Source organism: Variovorax sp. YR266, from assembly GCF_900107295.1.
Taxonomy (GTDB): Bacteria; Pseudomonadota; Gammaproteobacteria; order Burkholderiales; family Burkholderiaceae_C; genus Variovorax.
Genome location: NZ_FNPM01000009.1, coordinates 243321 through 258505, shown reverse-complemented (window position 1 = coordinate 258505; position 15185 = coordinate 243321). Strand labels below are relative to the sequence as shown.

Genomic DNA, 15185 nt, shown 5'->3' with positions numbered 1-15185 from the left:
ATCCGGCCTCGGCTATCCTTGAGCGGATGTCCGGCCCCGCCCCAGCCTCCGTTTCCTCTTCTCCCCCCAGCTTTTCCGACCTGACGCGCGAACGCCCGTTCATGCAGATGTGGACGGCGCGCCTGTTCGGCACCGCCGCCTCGCAGATGCTGCTGGTAGCCATCGGCTGGCACATGTACGAGCTCACCAGCAGTGCCTGGGACCTGGGCCTCGTCGGCCTCTACCAGTTCGTGCCCGCGCTGCTGCTGGCGCTGCTGGCCGGCCACGTCGTCGACCGCCACCACCGCGGGCGCATCGTGGCGGCCTGTTTCGCGGTACAGGGGCTGGTGGCGCTCGTGCTGCTGCTGGCGGTGCTGGAAAAGCATGATTCGCGCGGCCTGCTGCTGGGCCTGTCCCTGGTGCTGGGCGCCGTGCGGGCCTTCCAGATGCCGGCGCAGCAGGCGCTGACGCCGCTGCTGGTGCCGCCCACCATGCTGTCGCGCGCGATGGCCTTCAGCTCGGCGGGCATGCAGGGGGCGATCATCGGCGGGCCGGCCCTCGGCGGGCTGCTGTTCGTGGCGGGCATGGCGGTGGTCTACGGCGCCAGCGTGGCCTTCTTTGTCGTCGCCTGCGCGCTGGTGCTGCGGCTCCGCTATGCCTACACGCCGGCCGCGCGCGAGCCGGTGACGCTGGCCACCGTGTTCGCGGGCGTCGATTTCATCTGGAAGCGCAAGCCCGTGCTCGGCGCGGTCTCGCTCGATCTGTTCGCGGTGCTGCTGGGCGGCGCGGTGGCGCTGCTGCCGATTTACGCCAAGGACATCCTGCACACCGGGCCCTGGGGGCTCGGCCTGCTGCGCGGCGCACCGGCGGTGGGGGCGCTGGTGATGTCGATCCTGCTCACGCGCCGGCCGGTCGAGCGCCGCGTGGGGCGCACGCTGCTGCTGGCCATCGGGCTCTTCGGGCTGTGCATGGTGGTGTTCGGCATTTCGAAGAGCTTCGTCGTCTCGCTGATCGCGCTGGCGGTCTCGGGCGGCGCCGACATGGTCAACGTGGTGATCCGCCAGACGTTGGTGCAGCTCGAAACGCCCGATGCCATGCGCGGGCGGGTGAGTGCGGTCAATTCGATCTTCATCGGCGCGAGCAACCAGCTCGGCGAGTTCGAGTCGGGCGCCACGGCGGCGCTGCTGGGGCCGGTCGGCTCGGTGGTGGTGGGCGGCGTGGGGACGATGCTGGTTGCGCTGACCTGGTTCAGGCTTTTCCCGTCGCTGGCCCAGCGGGACCGGCTGGTGGTGGCGGCGCCTTCGGTCAGGCCGCTGGTCAAGTCCTAGTCTGCGAACAGGGCGCGCGCGCCCGGCGCGTCGAGCGTGATGTCGCCCAGCGCCTGCGCTACGCAGGGCAGGATCCAGCCTTCGGCTTTTTCCTCGGCGCTCAGGCCGGGCCATTCGATGATGTGGCGGGTTTCGCCGGACAGTCGCTGGCAGATGCAGGTGCGGCAGGTGCCGTTGCGGCACGAGCTCGGCAGCTCGATGCCGGCGGCCTCGGCGGCTTTCAGGAGCGTGGTGCCGGCGTCGGTCTCGAAGTCGAGGCCCGAGGGCTCGAGTCGGACCTTCATGGCTGCGGCGGCTGGCTTTGCTGTTGTTGCTGCTGTTCGCGGCGTTGCTCGCGCAGCATGAAGAGGTAAAGGCTCTCGACCTTCTCGCGCGCCCACGGCGTCTTGCGCAGGAACTTGAGGCTCGAACTCACGCTCGGGTCGAGCGTGAAGCAACGGATGGGAACGAGCTCGCTCAGGTGCTCCCACCCGTAGTAGTCGACCAGCGCGGTGACGATGGCCTCCAGCGTGACCCCATGCAGCGGGTTGCGCGGCTGGGCCTTTGCGGCCGCGGGGGCCGCTGGGGCAGGTGCTGGAGCGTCGTTCGTCACTTGTTCTTGAGCTTGCCGCGGGGAATGACCGCCGTCGTGATCGTGCGAACGGGCTCGATGCCGCCAGTGCCCACAGGCTTGGGCGGCGAGGTGTCCTTCTTCGGTTTCTTCGCTTCCTTGGTGCTGCGTTGCTGACTCTTGGCCATGTCGATTTCTCCTGTTGTTACGACGGATGCGGCAAGCAGTTTAGCGGTGCGGCGACAATACGCGGTTCCATTGATTTCCCCGCATTCATGTCAGATTACGAAGTTCGCCCCGCCACCCTGCGCGACGCCAAGGCCGTCGCCGAAATCCATTCCCTCGCCGCCAAGGCCGCCTACGAAGGCATCCTTCCCGAGGAAGAGCTGCGCGCCCTGGCCCCGGCCACCCGCGAAGCCAAGTGGCGCGAAGCCATCGAATACAGCGAGCCGCAGGTGCGTGTGGCCGTGCTGGGCAGCGAAATCGTCGGCTTTGTCGGCTTCGACCGTTCGCGCGACCCCAAGACCCCGCCCACCACCGGCGAAATCTGGGCCATCTACGTCAAGCCCGAGCACTGGGACAAGGGCGTGGGCGTGGCCCTCTGGGACGCCGCGCGCGAAGGCCTGGAAGAAGAGGGCTGCACCACGGTCACCATCTGGGTGCCGATCCGCAACGACCGCGCCATGCGCTTCCACGAACTCGCCGGTTTCAAGCGCGAGATGAAGACCGCCAAGACCACCGCCTTCGGCACCGTGCGCGTCGAGGAAATCCGCCTGAAGCGCGACGTTTCCTGACATGGACTCCGGCAGCACCGCCCTCGGCCACGCTGCGCGCGTGCGCGCGCACCAGCGCCGCACGACCGCCGTGCAGTGGATCCGCCGCACCCACGGCTGGTTCGGCCTCTGGGGCGCAGTGCTGGGGCTGCTGTTCGGTTTCAGCGGTATCTGGCTCAACCACCGCGACGTGCTGAAGCTGCCGCAGGCCCAGGAGCGCACGCGCGCCCAGCTGGTACTGCCCGACCCTGCGCCGGAAACGCCCGAGGCCATGAGCCAGTGGCTGCAGGGTGCGCTGCGCATGAGCGGCCCGCCCAATTCCCGCCGCATCGAGCCCGCCAAGCCCGTCGCCTGGGCCGACAAGAGCGACAAGAGCGCCCCCGTGCTCACGCAGCCTGCGCGCTGGGTGTTCAACTTCGGCGGCCCCAACGAGATCGTGCAGGTCGAGTACTGGCAGGGCAACCGCTCGGTCGGCGTCACCACCACGCACAACGGCTTTGTCGCCACGCTCACCAGCATGCACAAGGGTGGCGGCATGCCGCTGCCGTGGATCCTGCTGGTCGACACGCTGGCCGGCAGCCTGATTTTCCTGTCGATGTCGGGCATGGCGCTGTGGATGCTCACGCACCGCCGCCGCCGCGTGGGGCTGGCGCTGTTTGGCGCGTCGCTCGCCGCGGTGCTGGCCATTGCGCTCAGCGCTCTGTGATTCGTACGGTTATTGCAAGGGCGGTTGGCGGCAGCGGATAAGCTCGCCGCTTCTTTTTCAGCCCGAATCCTGCCCATGGCCACCAGCCTGCTCCTGCTGCTCGACGACATCGCGACCGTTCTCGACGACGTGTCGATCCTCACCAAAGTGGCCGCCAAGAAGACGGCCGGAGTGCTGGGCGACGACCTTGCCCTCAATGCGCAGCAGGTGTCCGGCGTCAAGGCCGATCGCGAGATCCCGGTGGTGTGGGCCGTGTGCAAGGGCTCGTTCGTCAACAAGGCCATTCTCGTGCCCGCGGCGCTGGCCATCGGCACCTGGCTGCCCTGGCTGGTGACGCCGCTGCTGATGGTCGGCGGCGCTTTTCTCTGCTTCGAAGGCGCCGAGAAACTCGCGCACAAGTTCCTGCACAAGAAAGAGCACGACGCCGACACCGAGCGCCACGAGAAGGCCGTGGCCGACGAATCGGTCGACGTGGTTGCCATGGAGAAGGACAAGATCAAGGGCGCCGTGCGCACCGACTTCATCCTCTCGGCAGAAATCATCGCCATCACGCTGGGCACCGTGCAGGGCCAGCCTTTCACGACGCAGCTGAGCGTGCTGGTCGGCATCGCGCTGATCATGACCATCGGCGTGTACGGCCTCGTGGCCGGCATCGTGAAGCTCGACGACGCGGGCCTCTATCTGAGCCAGCGCGCCAGCGCAGGCGCGCAGGCCCTGGGCCGCGGCATCCTGGCCACGGCGCCGTGGCTCATGAAGGCGCTGTCGGTGGCCGGCACGGCCGCGATGTTCCTTGTGGGCGGCGGCATCCTGGTGCACGGCGTGCCGGCGCTGGGCCATGCGGTCGAGGGTTGGGCCGCGGCCACGGGCGGCGTGTTCGGCACGCTGGGCTCGATGGGCGTGAATGCCGGCGTGGGCATCGTGGCCGGCGCCATCGTGCTGGTCGTGGTGGAGCTGGTCGGAAAGCTCCGCGGAAAGAAGGCCTGAGCCTGCTGCCGGTCGGCTGCTCTTCCTGCTGAAACCCGCCGCGAGGCGGGTTTCTTTTTTATTGACGCATCTTGCCGCGCTTCACCAACTCGACCACGATCAGCGCCACGCCCAGTACCAGCGCGAACCAGCCGACCAGATAGGCACCGGCGACCATCTCGAACCAGCGCGTGCCCTGTAGAAAGCGCGGCCCCAGCAGAACGGCGGCCCCGATCACGAGGCAGAGGATGCCGCGTTCGAGCGTGCGGAGAGGGCGGGATGGTCGTGTCATGGGAGCGGGAGTGTACCGGGCGGAGCGTCAATAGCTGACGTTCAGGCTGACCCCCGAATAGGCGATGTACCCGTAGATTGCGATGTAGAAGTCGCCAGGTGGAGGGTTGCTGATGTTCGCCACTTCGTTGCTGCCATTGACGTAGGGACGAATGTCCCAGGCAGTTGCGCTCGGCAGGCCGCCAAAGCGGATGTACATGTCACCGTCGCCGCCGGCCGGTCCAGCCATGCTGACGTTCATTTGAGTGGTGCCGGCGGGCACGGTGACCTTGAAGTACTTCCAGCTTCCTGCGGCGCCGGTCAGGCCTTGTGCCGGTTGGCCGCTATTGAGAGTGGTGATCGCGGGCTGCGTATCGATCCTGTACGAACGGATCTTCACATCGAAGCCGGACACGGGGTCGAAGGCATTCCAGGCGACGGTGAAGTTGCCGGCGAGATCGCTCGCGATATTGGCATAGCGACCGGCGACGCCTGGCAGATCGACCTGGAACTCGCTGCCGATGGGCGCACCATCGCTGGCGAATTGCTGCGCCACGACGAGAGGCCATGTCCCGGGCGTCGGGTTGTCGATGTTCCAGGCGGCGAAGAAGCTGCCATTTTCCATCATGCTCACGTTCAGCAGGGAGAAGACCGAAGACGCAGTTTTCGTGATCCGAATCGGTGATCCGATTGCCGCTCCCGCCGAGTTGAACCGTTGAACGTACGCATTCTGGAGGTTGTTGGTCTCGTACGAATTCCATGCAATCAGGAAGTTGCCAAGCGGGCTGACGGCAAGCGATGCGCCGTCCTGGGTGGAAGGCGCCGTGACCACTGGTGTTGCTCCGATGAGCGGAACCCCGGCGCTGTTGAAGCGCTGCATCCATACATCGCCGGCGGTCGTGGGGTTGTTGATCGTCCAGGCAACAGTGATGTTTCCTGACGCGTCGGAGGCGATGCTGTTGGCAACCACGACGGCTGTAGACGGAGGGGTAATCTGGATCTCGTTGCCCAGCGCCACTCCGGCGACGGTGAACCGCCTCAGCGCAAGCGAGCGGTTGCCACCGGAATAGACAGAGTAGAAGGCCGAGAGATTGCCATCCGTATCAAGGCTGACGCAGCCACCTTCAGCGCCTGGATTTGGGCGGAACGCATTCGTCCTGATGTTCCCGTTTCGGTCGTAGAGCGTGATCGCCGCAAGGCTGCCGATGATCGCGAAATTTCCAATGCGATCTGTCGAGATGCAGTTCCCGTTGGCGACTGGAAATTTGATGGGAGAAAGCACACCCGAGGAGTTGATCCGCTGAACATAAGTCATGTTCGTGGGCGAGTCCCGCCACATGACCAGCTTTTCCCCATTTCCTCCTGCGGTTAGCGCGAATTGGCCCGAGAGTTCCTGCGTGCCCGCTGTATTGGTGTTGACCACGATCGGATTGCCGAGAGGCCCCGCGTGACCGGAAACCGCAATGCCAAAAAGTAAAAGGCCGCCGAACGCTGTCAAAAGACGCTTCAATGAATCAAGCAACATGAATTCCCTCTTCCTCAGTTTCGTTTTTAGTCTTCGATTGACGGCTCGAAGAAAAGCCGATTCATCTGTGCGGGGCAGTCCCTACCTCTTCAGTGCGTCATGGCGCCTCGCATGGCAGCCGGATGCCCTTGCAGCGGGAGCGACTTGCCCGTCGGCACCAGCGTATCGCCATCGAGCCGCAGGATCGTGACATCCTGGTCGATGAAGTTGCCCACGTACAGGTACTTGCCATCAGCGCTCCACACCGCGCCTTCAGGCAGGCCGCGCACCACCACCTCGTTGGCGCGCGTGACCTTCTTGCCGTCGATCTTCAGCAGCACCACAGAGCCGTTGCGGTTGTAGAAGTAGGCGCTTTTCGACGAGTTGCTGCCGCGCAGGATCACAGCCACCGCGTGCCTGCCGGTCGGGCTCACGGCCAGGCCTTCGGGGCCGTCGCCGACCACCACCTTGTCGACCACGCGCGGCGGCGCGGCTTCGAGGTCGATCACGCTCACGGTGTCGACCTGGCCGTCGGACGCGCCCGAGTTGCCGTTATCGGCCGTGAGCGCGAGCTTGCCGTCTGGCGTCACGTCGACGTTGTAGGGCCACAGGCCCGCCGCGAGGTCGACCTTGTTGTAGCTGACCTTCTCTCCGTTCACGTCGAGCAGCGCGATCTTGTGGCTCGGAAACTTGGCCGCCAATGCGCGCTTGCCGTCGGGCGTGAAGCGCACGTGCGCCACCGAATCGCCCATGGCCACGGTGTCGATCAGCGTCACCTTCTTGCCCGAGATGCGCAGCACGCTCACCGAATTGTCGGCGCGGTTGGCCACCAGCGCGAGGTCGCCCGTGCGGTTGATCGACAGGCCCGAGGGCTGCTTGCCGACCTGCAGGGTGTCGAGCAGCTTGGGCGGCGTGGTCGTCAGGTCGATCACGAAGAGGCGGTTGTCGGGCACTTGCTTGCGCGCGCCGTTCTCCTCGACCACGTTGAGCGAGTTGGCGACCAGCGCCAGCGTTTCGCCGGGCGTGATCGCGAGGTTGGTCGGCGGGCCGGCGATGGTGTTGTCCAGCTGCAGCGTGCCGACCACCTTGGGCGCCAGCGGGTCGGTACCGATGTCGAGCACCTGCACGGTGTCGCGCCCCATCGGGCCGAGGCTCACGACGCCGGCGTCGTTCCACGACTGCTTCTCGTCGTTGGCGACCAGCATCAGCTGGCGCTGCGGCACGGTGGGGGTCAGGTTCGTGCAGCCGGGGAGAGCGGCAAGGGCTGCCAGGGCCAGGGCCGCGAGTGCGGCGGGGCGGAACTGCATGGTGTGTGTCTCCGGTGTAGTTGTGTGCGCGCATGGTAGCGGCAGCTTCGTCGCCAGGCCCCGTGCCCGGCACAATCGATCGACCCAACCCCCGAGACCCCGCCATGACCATCGAGATACCGAAGGAAGCACGCCAGCAGGCCATCACGTCCATCGAACGCTATTTCCGCGAGAACATGGAAGAGCCGATCGGCAACATCGCGGCGGGGGCGCTGCTCGGTTTCTTCCTGGAGGAAATCGGCCCGCTGGTCTACAACAAGGCCGTGGCCGAGGTGCAGGAGCGCCTGCAGTCGCGCATTTCGGAGGTCGATCTCGAGGTGCACGAGGACGAATTCCAGTACTGGCGCAAGTTCGACAAGCAGAAGAAGGGCAAGTAGGTGTGGCGCGGGCGCACCGCGGCAATTTCAAAAGTGCTTCAAAACGTTGCAGAATTCGAAGCCATGCACCTTCCACGCACGCCCCTTCGCCCCTCGCTTTCTCCCGTCCTGCGCATCCTGGCTGCCTTGCCATTGGTCGTCGCCGCATCGATGGCCACCGCGCAGCAGGACCCGTCCGGCTTCCCGCTGGATTCGGTCGGCTATCTGAACGAGGAACTGCCCCGCATGGAAGCCGCCATCGCCGCCAAGGACCGCAGCTTCTTCCATGGCGCGATGATCCGCACGGTGCAGTTCTCCGAACGCTGGGGCTTCAAGGTCAAGGCCAACCCCGATCTGGCGGCCTACCCGATGTGCACGTCGGCGGTCATGGACTACGTGGTCGTCGGCATGTGCAAGCTCACGCCGTCTGACGAGTGCGAGCCCGGACTGGCCTCGCGTTTCGACACCAACGTGCAGCGCTGCCGCGAAGTGGCCGCGAAAAAATAGACGGCAGACAAGCCACAGAAAGAGACACCCGCCATGGACTACGCCCGCTACCAGACCCTCGCCATCGCGCGCCGTGGTGCGAATGGCGCGGTGCTCGACATCCAGATGCGGGCGGCCAACGGCAAGCTGCCCACGGCGGGCCATGACGGCCACCGCGAACTCGCCGAAATCTGGCGCGACGTGTCCGCCGACGACACGGTGCGCTGCGCCGTGCTGCGGGGCGAAGGCCAGGGCTTCTCGGGCGGCGGCGACCTCGCGATGGTGCAGGACATGACCACCGACGACGCGGTGCGCCAGCGCGTGTGGCGCGAGGCGCGCGACCTCGTCTACAACATCATCAACTGCGACAAGCCCATCGTGAGCGCCATGCACGGCCCGGCCGTGGGCGCGGGGCTGGTGGCGGGGCTGCTGGCCGACATCTCCATCGCCACGAAGAACGCGAAGATCGTCGACGGCCATACGCGACTGGGCGTGGCGGCGGGCGACCACGCGGCCATCGTCTGGCCGCTGTTGTGCGGCATGGCCAAGGCCAAGTACCACCTGCTGCTGTGCGAGCCGGTGAGCGGCGAGGAGGCCGAGCGCATCGGCCTCGTGTCGCTCGCGGTGGAAGAGGCCGACCTGCTGCCGCGTGCCTACGAAGTGGCCGACCGGCTGGCGGCCGGCAGCCAGAGCGCCATTCGCCTCACCAAGTACGCGCTGAACAACTGGCTGCGCCAGGCCGGCCCGACCTTCGACGCCTCGCTGGCGCTCGAATTCATGGGCTTTGCGGGCGCCGACGTGCGCGAGGGCATTGCCTCGCTGCGCGAACGGCGCGCGCCGAACTTCAGCTGATCGATCAGGCCTTGCGAAGGCCCTGCAGCGTCTGCAGCAGCACGACGCGGGTCTGCCCGAGGATCATTCCCTTCCACTCCTCGTTGTCGCAGTAGAACGCGTCGCGCAGTTCTGCGCGGATCTCGCGCTTCTGCGCTTCCGGTGCCTCGGGGTGGCGGCGCAGCCAGGTGTCGGCGCGCAGGCGGGTCAGTACTTCGAGGTCGGGCAACGTACCGAACTCCAGGCCCATCGGCGCGATCTTCGCGTTCGGGCATTCGTCGTACGCGGTCGAGATCACCGGGCCCGACACGTCGGCCGAGGCCGAGTCGCCGGCAAAGGGCGCGAACACGTCCGCGCCCCACCAGGCGTGGGCCATCGCAAGGTCTTCGGGCGTATTGCGGCCCGGGTAGATCTTCTCGCCATGGCCGTAGGGGCCGAGACCGGTGTGCACGTCGATCCAGCCGATGTGGGTGGCCGATGCAGCGTACTTGCGCAGGATCTTGCGGATGGTTCCGTTGCTCCACGAGGGAGCAGTGCCGCCGTAGAACAGGCCGTCGGGCGAGGTGTACTGGCCCTTGGTCACGGCTGCGCGGAAGGCGGTCATGCCGTGCTGCTGGACGTAGGCGGCCACGGCAGCTTCGTCGGCGGGTGTCGGTGGCCAGGTCGCGGGCAGCACCAGCGGTTCGACATCCGCGTACTCGGCGTTCACCGGCAGGGGCGCATTGAAGTCGATGTGGTTGCGGTTCAGGTCGATGTTGTCTTCGTTCGTGCGGTGCAGGTGCGAAAAGCCATGCGGGTTGACCGCATGCACCAGCAGCAGCGCGACTCCGGCCTTCTCCAGCCGCGAAAGCAGGTCGGCATCGTTGAGCGTGGCGATCTGCGTGCCCGAGCCGCAGAAGCCTTCAGGGCCGTGCGTGCCCGAGGTCACGAGCAGCAGCTTGTTCGCGTCGATCGCGCCGATCAACGCCACGTCGGTGGCGAGCTCTTCGCCGAGCGCGCCGCGGTGCGCTTCGAGCACGAACGACTCGACAGCCGCGCCGCGCTGCGCTGCGGCCTCGAGAAACTTGGCGCGGGCTTCGACGTACGTGCCCGAGAAATAACGCGTGGCGGCGGAGCGTTGTGTTGTTGGCATGAGGTGGGGACTCCTGTGCGTGGAATGGTGAAGAAAGTCGTCAGGCCGTTGCGTGGGCGCCCGCGGCATCGATGTCGCGGCCCGTATGGTCGCGCAGCCAGAGCAGGCCGATCAGCGAAACCACCGTCATCGCCACAAGGTACCAGGCCGGCGCGAGCTTGCTGCCCGTGGCGTTGAGCAGCCAGGTGCTGATGAAGGGCGCGAAGCCGCCGAACAGCGCCACGCCCACGCTGTACACCAGCGACATGCCGCTGGCGCGCACCGCCTTCGGGAACATCTCCGGCAGCATCGTGATGCCGGGCACCGTCTGCACCACCAGGCCGAAGCTGAACACGCCGAGCACGACGAACAGCACCGTCGGCGTGGGCGAGGCGTTGAGCCACAGGAAGCCCGGGTAGATCAGGATCGCCAGTGCGATGCGGCTCCAGACGATGAGCGGCTTGCGGCCCACCACGTCCGACAGCTTGCCGACGAAGGGCGCGAAGGCGAACGAGATCAGCCCGGTGAGCGCGGCGCCGAACAGCGCCACCGACGGCGTGAAGCCGAGCTCGCGCACGGCGTACGTCGGCATGTAGAACGTGACGACATATGCGGCCGTGGTGCCGCCCACCAGCGAAAGAATCGCTGCCAACACCGTCTTGCCGTGCTGCGTGCAGACGATCTTCAGGCTGCTCTCGCGCGGCGCGGCGGCTTCTTCCGGCGAGATGTGCAGCGACTCTTCCAGGTGGCGGCGGATGTACATGCCCACCGGCGCGATCAGCATGCCGATGATGAAGGGCACGCGCCAGCCCCAGCTCTGCATCGATTCCGTCGACAGTGTGAAGGTCAGCAGGCCCACCACGACAGCGCCGAGCATCACGCCCAGGCCCTGGCTCGCGAACTGCCAGCTCGCCATGTAGCCGCGGTTGGACGGCGTGGCGTGCTCGACCAGCAGCGTGGTCGAGGCGCCGACTTCGCCGCCGGCCGAGAAGCCCTGGATGAGCCGCGCCAGCACGATGACGACTGGCGCCGCTACGCCGATGGCCGCGTACGTGGGCGTGAAGGCAATCAGCGCGCAGCCCAGCGCCATCAGGAAAATGGTGAGCGTCATGGCCTTCTTGCGGCCCGCGCGGTCGGCGTATGCGCCGATCACGATGCCGCCCAGCGGCCGCATGATGAAGCCCACGCCGAAGCTGGCCACCGTCAGCAGCAGCTGTCCGTACGAATTGAAGGTCGGGAAAAACAGTTTGCCGATCACCAGTGCCAGGAAGCCGTAGACGGTGAAGTCGAAGAACTCCAGCCCGTTGCCGATGGTGGTGGCCACGATGGTCTGGCGCCTGCGTGCGGGGCGAGCGGGGGACGAGGACGGCGCGGGCTGCTTGCTTGGGTTGCTCATGGCTCTCCAGTGTTGGCTTTGCTTTTCGAGGATGTCGGTCGAAGGTATCTACGCACTGACCGCGCCGGATGCTAGAGACTCGCTGCTGTCATGAAAAGACAATAATTGGGCGTCAAAGATAACTTTTGGTTGTCATGAAACCCAATCAGTTGCACGCCTTCGTGGCGGTGGTCGAGCAGATGAGCATTCGCGCCGCAGCCCGCGTGCTGGGCATTTCCCAGCCGGCCGTGACGAAGATCGTGCGCGAGCTGGAGCGCGAAGTCGGGGCGCCGCTGGTGGAGCGCAGCGTCAAGGGCGTGCGGCTCACCGAGTTCGGCAAGGCCTTTGCGCCACGTGCCCGGCTGCTGCTGGCCGACATGCAGCGCGCACGCGACGAGATCGCGCAGATCCGCGACGGGCTCACGGGCAAGGTCTCGCTGGCTGTCAGCACTTCGTTCGCGCTCACGGTGCTGCCGGCTGCATTCAAGGACTTTCACGCGCGGCTGCCGGCGGTCGACGTGCAGTTCAGCGAAACGGTGCTGCCCTGGATGCTGGGGCGCCTGCGAGAGGGCTCGCTCGACTTTGCGGTGGCGCATGTGGTGCCGGGCCGGCTCGATCCGCAGTTCGAGGCGATGGAGCTCTTTCCGGTGAGGCTGGTGGTGGGTCTGCGCGAGCGTCATCCGCTGCGCGCGAGCCGCTCGATCCGCGAGCTCTACAAGGCCGAGTGGATTCTTCCGGGCGACGACCATTTCAGCGGCCGCGAGGCCGTGTCGCCGCTGCTGCCACTGGGCCTGCCGCCGCCGGCGCGGGTGATCCAGGGGCAATCGGTCACGGTGGCGCTGGCGCTGGTCGGGCAGATGGACCTGGTCGGCCTGTTCGTGGAGCCGCTGGCAACGCTGACCTTCAAGCGCCACGGCATCCGGCGCGTGGAGATCGAGGAAGAACTGCCCATGCTGAGCGTCAGCGTCATCAAGCGCCGCGGGCAACTGCTGACGCCGGCCGCGCAGCATTTCGTCGAATGCATCCAGCGGGCCTCGGCGGCGGCGATGGGCGGCTAGCTAGAGCGGCGGAAAGCTGACGCCGGCGTCGCCGGTCTTCCAGGGCGCGTACTTGTGCATGGCGCGCTCGAACAGGTCCGAGGCGGTCCAGCCGGACAGCCACGCTTGCAGGCGGGGCCAAGGCTGTGCATCGAACCACGCGGGCTCGACCATTGCGAACTGGCGCACGAAGGGCATGACGGCGGCATCGGCCAGCGTGGCGTGCGCGCCGGTCAGGTGGGGCGAAGTCGACAGCCGGGTTTCGAGGTCGCGCAGGAACTGAGCGCCGCGCTCGCGCGCGGGTTCGCCGCCATCCGCATGCCGGTCGGGGTACTTGTAGCGGTCGAGCTGGGGCTTGAAGCCGTCGTCGCAGGCGGCGACCAGCGCGAGCATGTCCTGCAGCGTGCCGGTTCCGGGCTGCAGCCAGCGCAGCGGATCGTTGCGCCGCAGGGCCCACAGCATCACGTCGAGGCTCTGCTCCAGCACCGTGCCGTCTTCAGTCAACAGCACAGGCACCGTGCCCTTTGGCGAGGCCGCGAGCATCTCGGTCGGCTTGTTCTTCAGCACCACCTCGCGCAGCTCGCAGCGCTGGCCGCTCGCAATCAGCGCGAGCCGGGCCCGCATCGCATAGGGGCAACGGCGGAATGAATAGAGGACGGGGAGGGCGGTGGCGGGCATTCGTGTGCGTGGGCGAAGCGGTCGATTTTCGGCGACCGCGGCTGGCTCGCACCCGGACGGGGTTTTCATCACAATGGACTGCCATGGCCGAACGCCTCTTCCTTCGCCTCGACGACGACCCCTTGCACGGGCCGGAATCTGGCGTGCCTGCGGGTACGTTGCGCGCGTTCCCGGTTGGGGCTGCGCTGCGCGGCCACGTCTCGCACATCATGCTGTACCGCGAGACCTTCGCCGAAGGGCACGAGGTGCGCGAACGCGTGCTGCCAGACGGCGCGGTGCGGCTGGTGTTCAACCTCGGCGATGCACCGTCCGCCGGTGAAGGCGAGGGGCTGGCGGTGGAAGCCATTGGCGCTTCGGCCGCGCCTGTGGTGGTGCGCATGCGGCGAAAGGTGGAGGGGCTCTCCGTCACCCTGCGCCCTGGTGCCGCCGCTGCGCTGCTGGGGTTGCCAGTGGGCGAGATCGGCGGCAGCGCCGTGCACCTCGATGCGCTGTGGCAGGGTGAAGGCACCGAGCTGCTGGGGCGCATGGCCGAGGCGCCGGACGACGCGGCGCGAGTGACGCTGCTGCACGCCGTTCTGCAACGCCGGCTTCGCGACAGCAGCGCCGCCGCAGGCAACACAGCCGCTGCCATGCATGCCGCGCAGCTCATCGCCGCATCCGATGGGCGTCGCTCCTTGCGCGAGGTGGCAACGACCGTCGGCGTTGGCGAACGGCGACTGCAGCAGCTCTTTCATGCCCATGTGGGCCTTTCGCCGCGCGCCTGGAGCCGGCTCGCGCGCATGCATGGTTGTCTGCGCGCGCTGCGGCTGCAGTCGTCGCCCGCGTGGGCTGACGTAGCGCTCGACAGCGGCTTCTACGACCAGTCGCACATGGTCAACGAGTTCCGCGCGCTCTGCGGCGTTACGCCGACGGAGTTCATGGGGCACGCCGTTTCGGGTTCTTCCAAGACGGCGCGTTGAGCGCGCACTATCTTCGTCCGCTCTTGCACAGGCAGATCGAAGGAGCAACCGAACATGCAGAACGAAAACACCCGTCGCCCGTTGAAGGATTGCGTGGCAGTGGTGACTGGCGCGAGTCGAGGAGCAGGGCGCGGCATCGCGCTGGAACTGGGCGCCGCCGGAGCCACGGTGTACGTCACCGGGCGCAGCACACGCGAACGGCCCGCGCAAACCTACGGCCAGTTGCTGGCCCTGTCTGATATGCAGGCCGTGCCCGGCAGCATCGACGACACCGCAGACGAACTCACCCGCATGGGCGGACACGGCATCGCCGTGCAGTGCGACCACACCCGCGAAGAAGAAGTGGCGGCGCTCATCGCCCGCGTGGAGCGCGAGGCAGGCCGCATCGACCTGCTGGTGAACAACGCCTGGGGTGGCCACGAGACCTTCAATGGCGTGTTCGAAGCACCTTTCTGGGAGCACCCGCTGTCGAACTGGGATTCGATGTTCGACCGCGGCGTGCGCAACCACCTCGTGGCCAGCCGCTGTGCCGCGCCGCTGATGGTGCGACAGAAAAAGGGGCTGATCCTCACCACCACCTTCTGGGACCGCGACCACTATCTGCGCGGCAGCCTCTTCTACGACCTGGCGAAGGCTTCGATGACCCGGCTGGCTTTCGGCATGGCGCAAGACCTGCGGTCGCACAACGTCGCCTCCATTGCCGTGTCGCCCGGCTGGATGCGCACGGAGTTCGTGCTGGCCGGCCACAAGACCGATGAGGCGCACTGGCATGAGCGGCCCGCGCTGGCGCGCACCGAGTCGCCGCGCTACCTGGGACGGGCGATCGCGGCGCTGGCCGGCGATGCGCGGGTGATGGACAAGAGCGGCGAGGTACTGCGCGTGGCCGACCTGGCGCGCGAATACGGCTTTACCGACATCGACGGCAGGCAGGTCGAGGCCTTCGAGATGTAGCGCTACCGGAGCTCCCGCACG

19 protein-coding genes are annotated in these 15185 nt (G+C 67.0%); 10 read left to right on the top strand and 9 right to left on the bottom strand.

Annotated elements, in window-relative coordinates:
- Positions 1-26 precede the first annotated feature (26 nt).
- Positions 27-1307 carry an MFS transporter gene (locus BLW48_RS23805; protein WP_256216870.1) on the top strand — a complete coding sequence of 427 codons (1281 nt, stop codon included), beginning with the start codon at positions 27-29 and terminating at the stop codon, positions 1305-1307.
- Here the strand turns inward: BLW48_RS23805 and BLW48_RS23800 are convergent.
- From BLW48_RS23800 to BLW48_RS35465, 3 genes are read right to left on the bottom strand one after another with little or no spacing between them, the layout of a single operon-like run.
- Positions 1304-1591, bottom strand: coding sequence for a 2Fe-2S iron-sulfur cluster-binding protein (locus BLW48_RS23800; protein ID WP_093059109.1), 288 nt, complete (start codon positions 1589-1591; stop codon positions 1304-1306). The two genes, BLW48_RS23805 and BLW48_RS23800, sit on opposite strands and share 4 nt — an antisense overlap.
- Positions 1588-1899: a VF530 family protein gene (locus tag BLW48_RS23795; protein ID WP_093059110.1), complete on the bottom strand. Its 312-nt coding sequence runs from the start codon at positions 1897-1899 to the stop codon at positions 1588-1590. The genes BLW48_RS23800 and BLW48_RS23795 overlap by 4 nt, the downstream gene beginning before the upstream one ends.
- The gene (locus BLW48_RS35465) at positions 1896-2045 is read right to left on the bottom strand and encodes a hypothetical protein (RefSeq protein WP_013542593.1); all 150 of its coding nucleotides are present in this window, start codon (positions 2043-2045) and stop codon (positions 1896-1898) included. The genes BLW48_RS23795 and BLW48_RS35465 overlap by 4 nt, the downstream gene beginning before the upstream one ends.
- Positions 2046-2132: 87 nt before the next feature.
- On the opposite strand from BLW48_RS35465, the gene BLW48_RS23790 reads away from it, so the two are divergent.
- The 3 genes from BLW48_RS23790 (at position 2133) to BLW48_RS23780 (ending at position 4320) form a co-directional block, all read left to right on the top strand.
- A complete protein-coding gene (locus BLW48_RS23790) occupies positions 2133-2651 on the top strand; it encodes a GNAT family N-acetyltransferase (RefSeq protein ID WP_093059111.1) in 519 nt (172 codons plus the stop codon).
- A 1-nt stretch (position 2652) separates the two neighbouring features.
- On the top strand, positions 2653-3336 hold the full coding sequence (locus BLW48_RS23785; RefSeq protein ID WP_093177831.1) for a PepSY-associated TM helix domain-containing protein: 684 nt from the start codon (positions 2653-2655) through the stop codon (positions 3334-3336).
- Positions 3337-3411: 75 nt separating this feature from the next.
- Positions 3412-4320: a DUF808 domain-containing protein gene (locus BLW48_RS23780; RefSeq protein ID WP_093177829.1), complete on the top strand. Its 909-nt coding sequence runs from the start codon at positions 3412-3414 to the stop codon at positions 4318-4320.
- Between the two features lie 58 nt (positions 4321-4378).
- Here the strand turns inward: BLW48_RS23780 and BLW48_RS23775 are convergent, their stop codons facing one another.
- From BLW48_RS23775 to BLW48_RS23765, 3 genes are all read right to left on the bottom strand, one after another.
- On the bottom strand, positions 4379-4591 hold the full coding sequence (locus BLW48_RS23775) for a hypothetical protein (RefSeq protein ID WP_093177828.1): 213 nt from the start codon (positions 4589-4591) through the stop codon (positions 4379-4381).
- Positions 4592-4618: 27 nt separating this feature from the next.
- The gene (locus BLW48_RS23770; protein WP_093177826.1) at positions 4619-6094 is read right to left on the bottom strand and encodes a PPC domain-containing protein; all 1476 of its coding nucleotides are present in this window, start codon (positions 6092-6094) and stop codon (positions 4619-4621) included.
- 89 nt (positions 6095-6183) lie between these two features.
- Positions 6184-7380, bottom strand: a complete 1197-nt coding sequence (locus BLW48_RS23765; protein WP_093177824.1) for a YncE family protein — start codon at positions 7378-7380, stop codon at positions 6184-6186.
- A gap of 104 nt (positions 7381-7484) precedes the next feature.
- On the opposite strand from BLW48_RS23765, the gene BLW48_RS23760 reads away from it, so the two are divergent.
- From BLW48_RS23760 to BLW48_RS23750, 3 genes are all read left to right on the top strand, one after another.
- A complete protein-coding gene (locus BLW48_RS23760; protein WP_093177823.1) occupies positions 7485-7757 on the top strand; it encodes a DUF2164 domain-containing protein in 273 nt (90 codons plus the stop codon).
- A 63-nt stretch (positions 7758-7820) separates the two neighbouring features.
- Entirely contained in the window at positions 7821-8243 is a 423-nt protein-coding gene (locus BLW48_RS23755) for a hypothetical protein (protein ID WP_093078907.1), read from the top strand.
- Between the two features lie 33 nt (positions 8244-8276).
- Positions 8277-9074: an enoyl-CoA hydratase/isomerase family protein gene (locus BLW48_RS23750; RefSeq protein WP_093078754.1), complete on the top strand. Its 798-nt coding sequence runs from the start codon at positions 8277-8279 to the stop codon at positions 9072-9074.
- Between the two features lie 4 nt (positions 9075-9078).
- On the opposite strand, the gene BLW48_RS23745 is transcribed toward BLW48_RS23750, so the two are convergent.
- Together BLW48_RS23745 and BLW48_RS23740 are read right to left on the bottom strand one after the other, a co-directional pair.
- Positions 9079-10185, bottom strand: coding sequence for a M14 family metallopeptidase (locus tag BLW48_RS23745; protein WP_093177821.1), 1107 nt, complete (start codon positions 10183-10185; stop codon positions 9079-9081).
- Positions 10186-10225: 40 nt separating this feature from the next.
- Entirely contained in the window at positions 10226-11560 is a 1335-nt protein-coding gene (locus tag BLW48_RS23740; protein WP_093177819.1) for an MFS transporter, read from the bottom strand.
- Positions 11561-11694: 134 nt separating this feature from the next.
- On the opposite strand from BLW48_RS23740, the gene BLW48_RS23735 reads away from it, so the two are divergent.
- Positions 11695-12597: a LysR family transcriptional regulator gene (locus BLW48_RS23735; RefSeq protein ID WP_093177818.1), complete on the top strand. Its 903-nt coding sequence runs from the start codon at positions 11695-11697 to the stop codon at positions 12595-12597.
- Here the strand turns inward: BLW48_RS23735 and BLW48_RS23730 are convergent, their stop codons facing one another.
- Entirely contained in the window at positions 12598-13254 is a 657-nt protein-coding gene (locus tag BLW48_RS23730; RefSeq protein ID WP_093177816.1) for a glutathione S-transferase, read from the bottom strand.
- 83 nt (positions 13255-13337) lie between these two features.
- Between BLW48_RS23730 and BLW48_RS23725 the strand changes: the two genes are divergently transcribed.
- The gene (locus tag BLW48_RS23725; protein WP_093177815.1) at positions 13338-14213 is read left to right on the top strand and encodes a helix-turn-helix transcriptional regulator; all 876 of its coding nucleotides are present in this window, start codon (positions 13338-13340) and stop codon (positions 14211-14213) included.
- Between the two features lie 54 nt (positions 14214-14267).
- Entirely contained in the window at positions 14268-15164 is an 897-nt protein-coding gene (locus BLW48_RS23720; RefSeq protein ID WP_093177813.1) for an SDR family NAD(P)-dependent oxidoreductase, read from the top strand.
- Positions 15165-15185 lie beyond the last annotated feature (21 nt).

Coding starts and splice junctions, on each gene's coding strand:
- BLW48_RS23805 (WP_256216870.1), top strand. CDS start 27: ATGTCCGGCCCCGCCCCAGCCTCCGTTTCCTCTTCTCCCCCCAGCTTT.
- BLW48_RS23800 (WP_093059109.1), bottom strand. CDS start 1,591: ATGAAGGTCCGACTCGAGCCCTCGGGCCTCGACTTCGAGACCGACGCC.
- BLW48_RS35465 (WP_013542593.1), bottom strand. CDS start 2,045: ATGGCCAAGAGTCAGCAACGCAGCACCAAGGAAGCGAAGAAACCGAAG.
- BLW48_RS23790 (WP_093059111.1), top strand. CDS start 2,133: ATGTCAGATTACGAAGTTCGCCCCGCCACCCTGCGCGACGCCAAGGCC.
- BLW48_RS23785 (WP_093177831.1), top strand. CDS start 2,653: ATGGACTCCGGCAGCACCGCCCTCGGCCACGCTGCGCGCGTGCGCGCG.
- BLW48_RS23780 (WP_093177829.1), top strand. CDS start 3,412: ATGGCCACCAGCCTGCTCCTGCTGCTCGACGACATCGCGACCGTTCTC.
- BLW48_RS23775 (WP_093177828.1), bottom strand. CDS start 4,591: ATGACACGACCATCCCGCCCTCTCCGCACGCTCGAACGCGGCATCCTC.
- BLW48_RS23770 (WP_093177826.1), bottom strand. CDS start 6,094: ATGTTGCTTGATTCATTGAAGCGTCTTTTGACAGCGTTCGGCGGCCTT.
- BLW48_RS23765 (WP_093177824.1), bottom strand. CDS start 7,380: ATGCAGTTCCGCCCCGCCGCACTCGCGGCCCTGGCCCTGGCAGCCCTT.
- BLW48_RS23760 (WP_093177823.1), top strand. CDS start 7,485: ATGACCATCGAGATACCGAAGGAAGCACGCCAGCAGGCCATCACGTCC.
- BLW48_RS23755 (WP_093078907.1), top strand. CDS start 7,821: ATGCACCTTCCACGCACGCCCCTTCGCCCCTCGCTTTCTCCCGTCCTG.
- BLW48_RS23750 (WP_093078754.1), top strand. CDS start 8,277: ATGGACTACGCCCGCTACCAGACCCTCGCCATCGCGCGCCGTGGTGCG.
- BLW48_RS23745 (WP_093177821.1), bottom strand. CDS start 10,185: ATGCCAACAACACAACGCTCCGCCGCCACGCGTTATTTCTCGGGCACG.
- BLW48_RS23740 (WP_093177819.1), bottom strand. CDS start 11,560: ATGAGCAACCCAAGCAAGCAGCCCGCGCCGTCCTCGTCCCCCGCTCGC.
- BLW48_RS23735 (WP_093177818.1), top strand. CDS start 11,695: ATGAAACCCAATCAGTTGCACGCCTTCGTGGCGGTGGTCGAGCAGATG.
- BLW48_RS23730 (WP_093177816.1), bottom strand. CDS start 13,254: ATGCCCGCCACCGCCCTCCCCGTCCTCTATTCATTCCGCCGTTGCCCC.
- BLW48_RS23725 (WP_093177815.1), top strand. CDS start 13,338: ATGGCCGAACGCCTCTTCCTTCGCCTCGACGACGACCCCTTGCACGGG.
- BLW48_RS23720 (WP_093177813.1), top strand. CDS start 14,268: ATGCAGAACGAAAACACCCGTCGCCCGTTGAAGGATTGCGTGGCAGTG.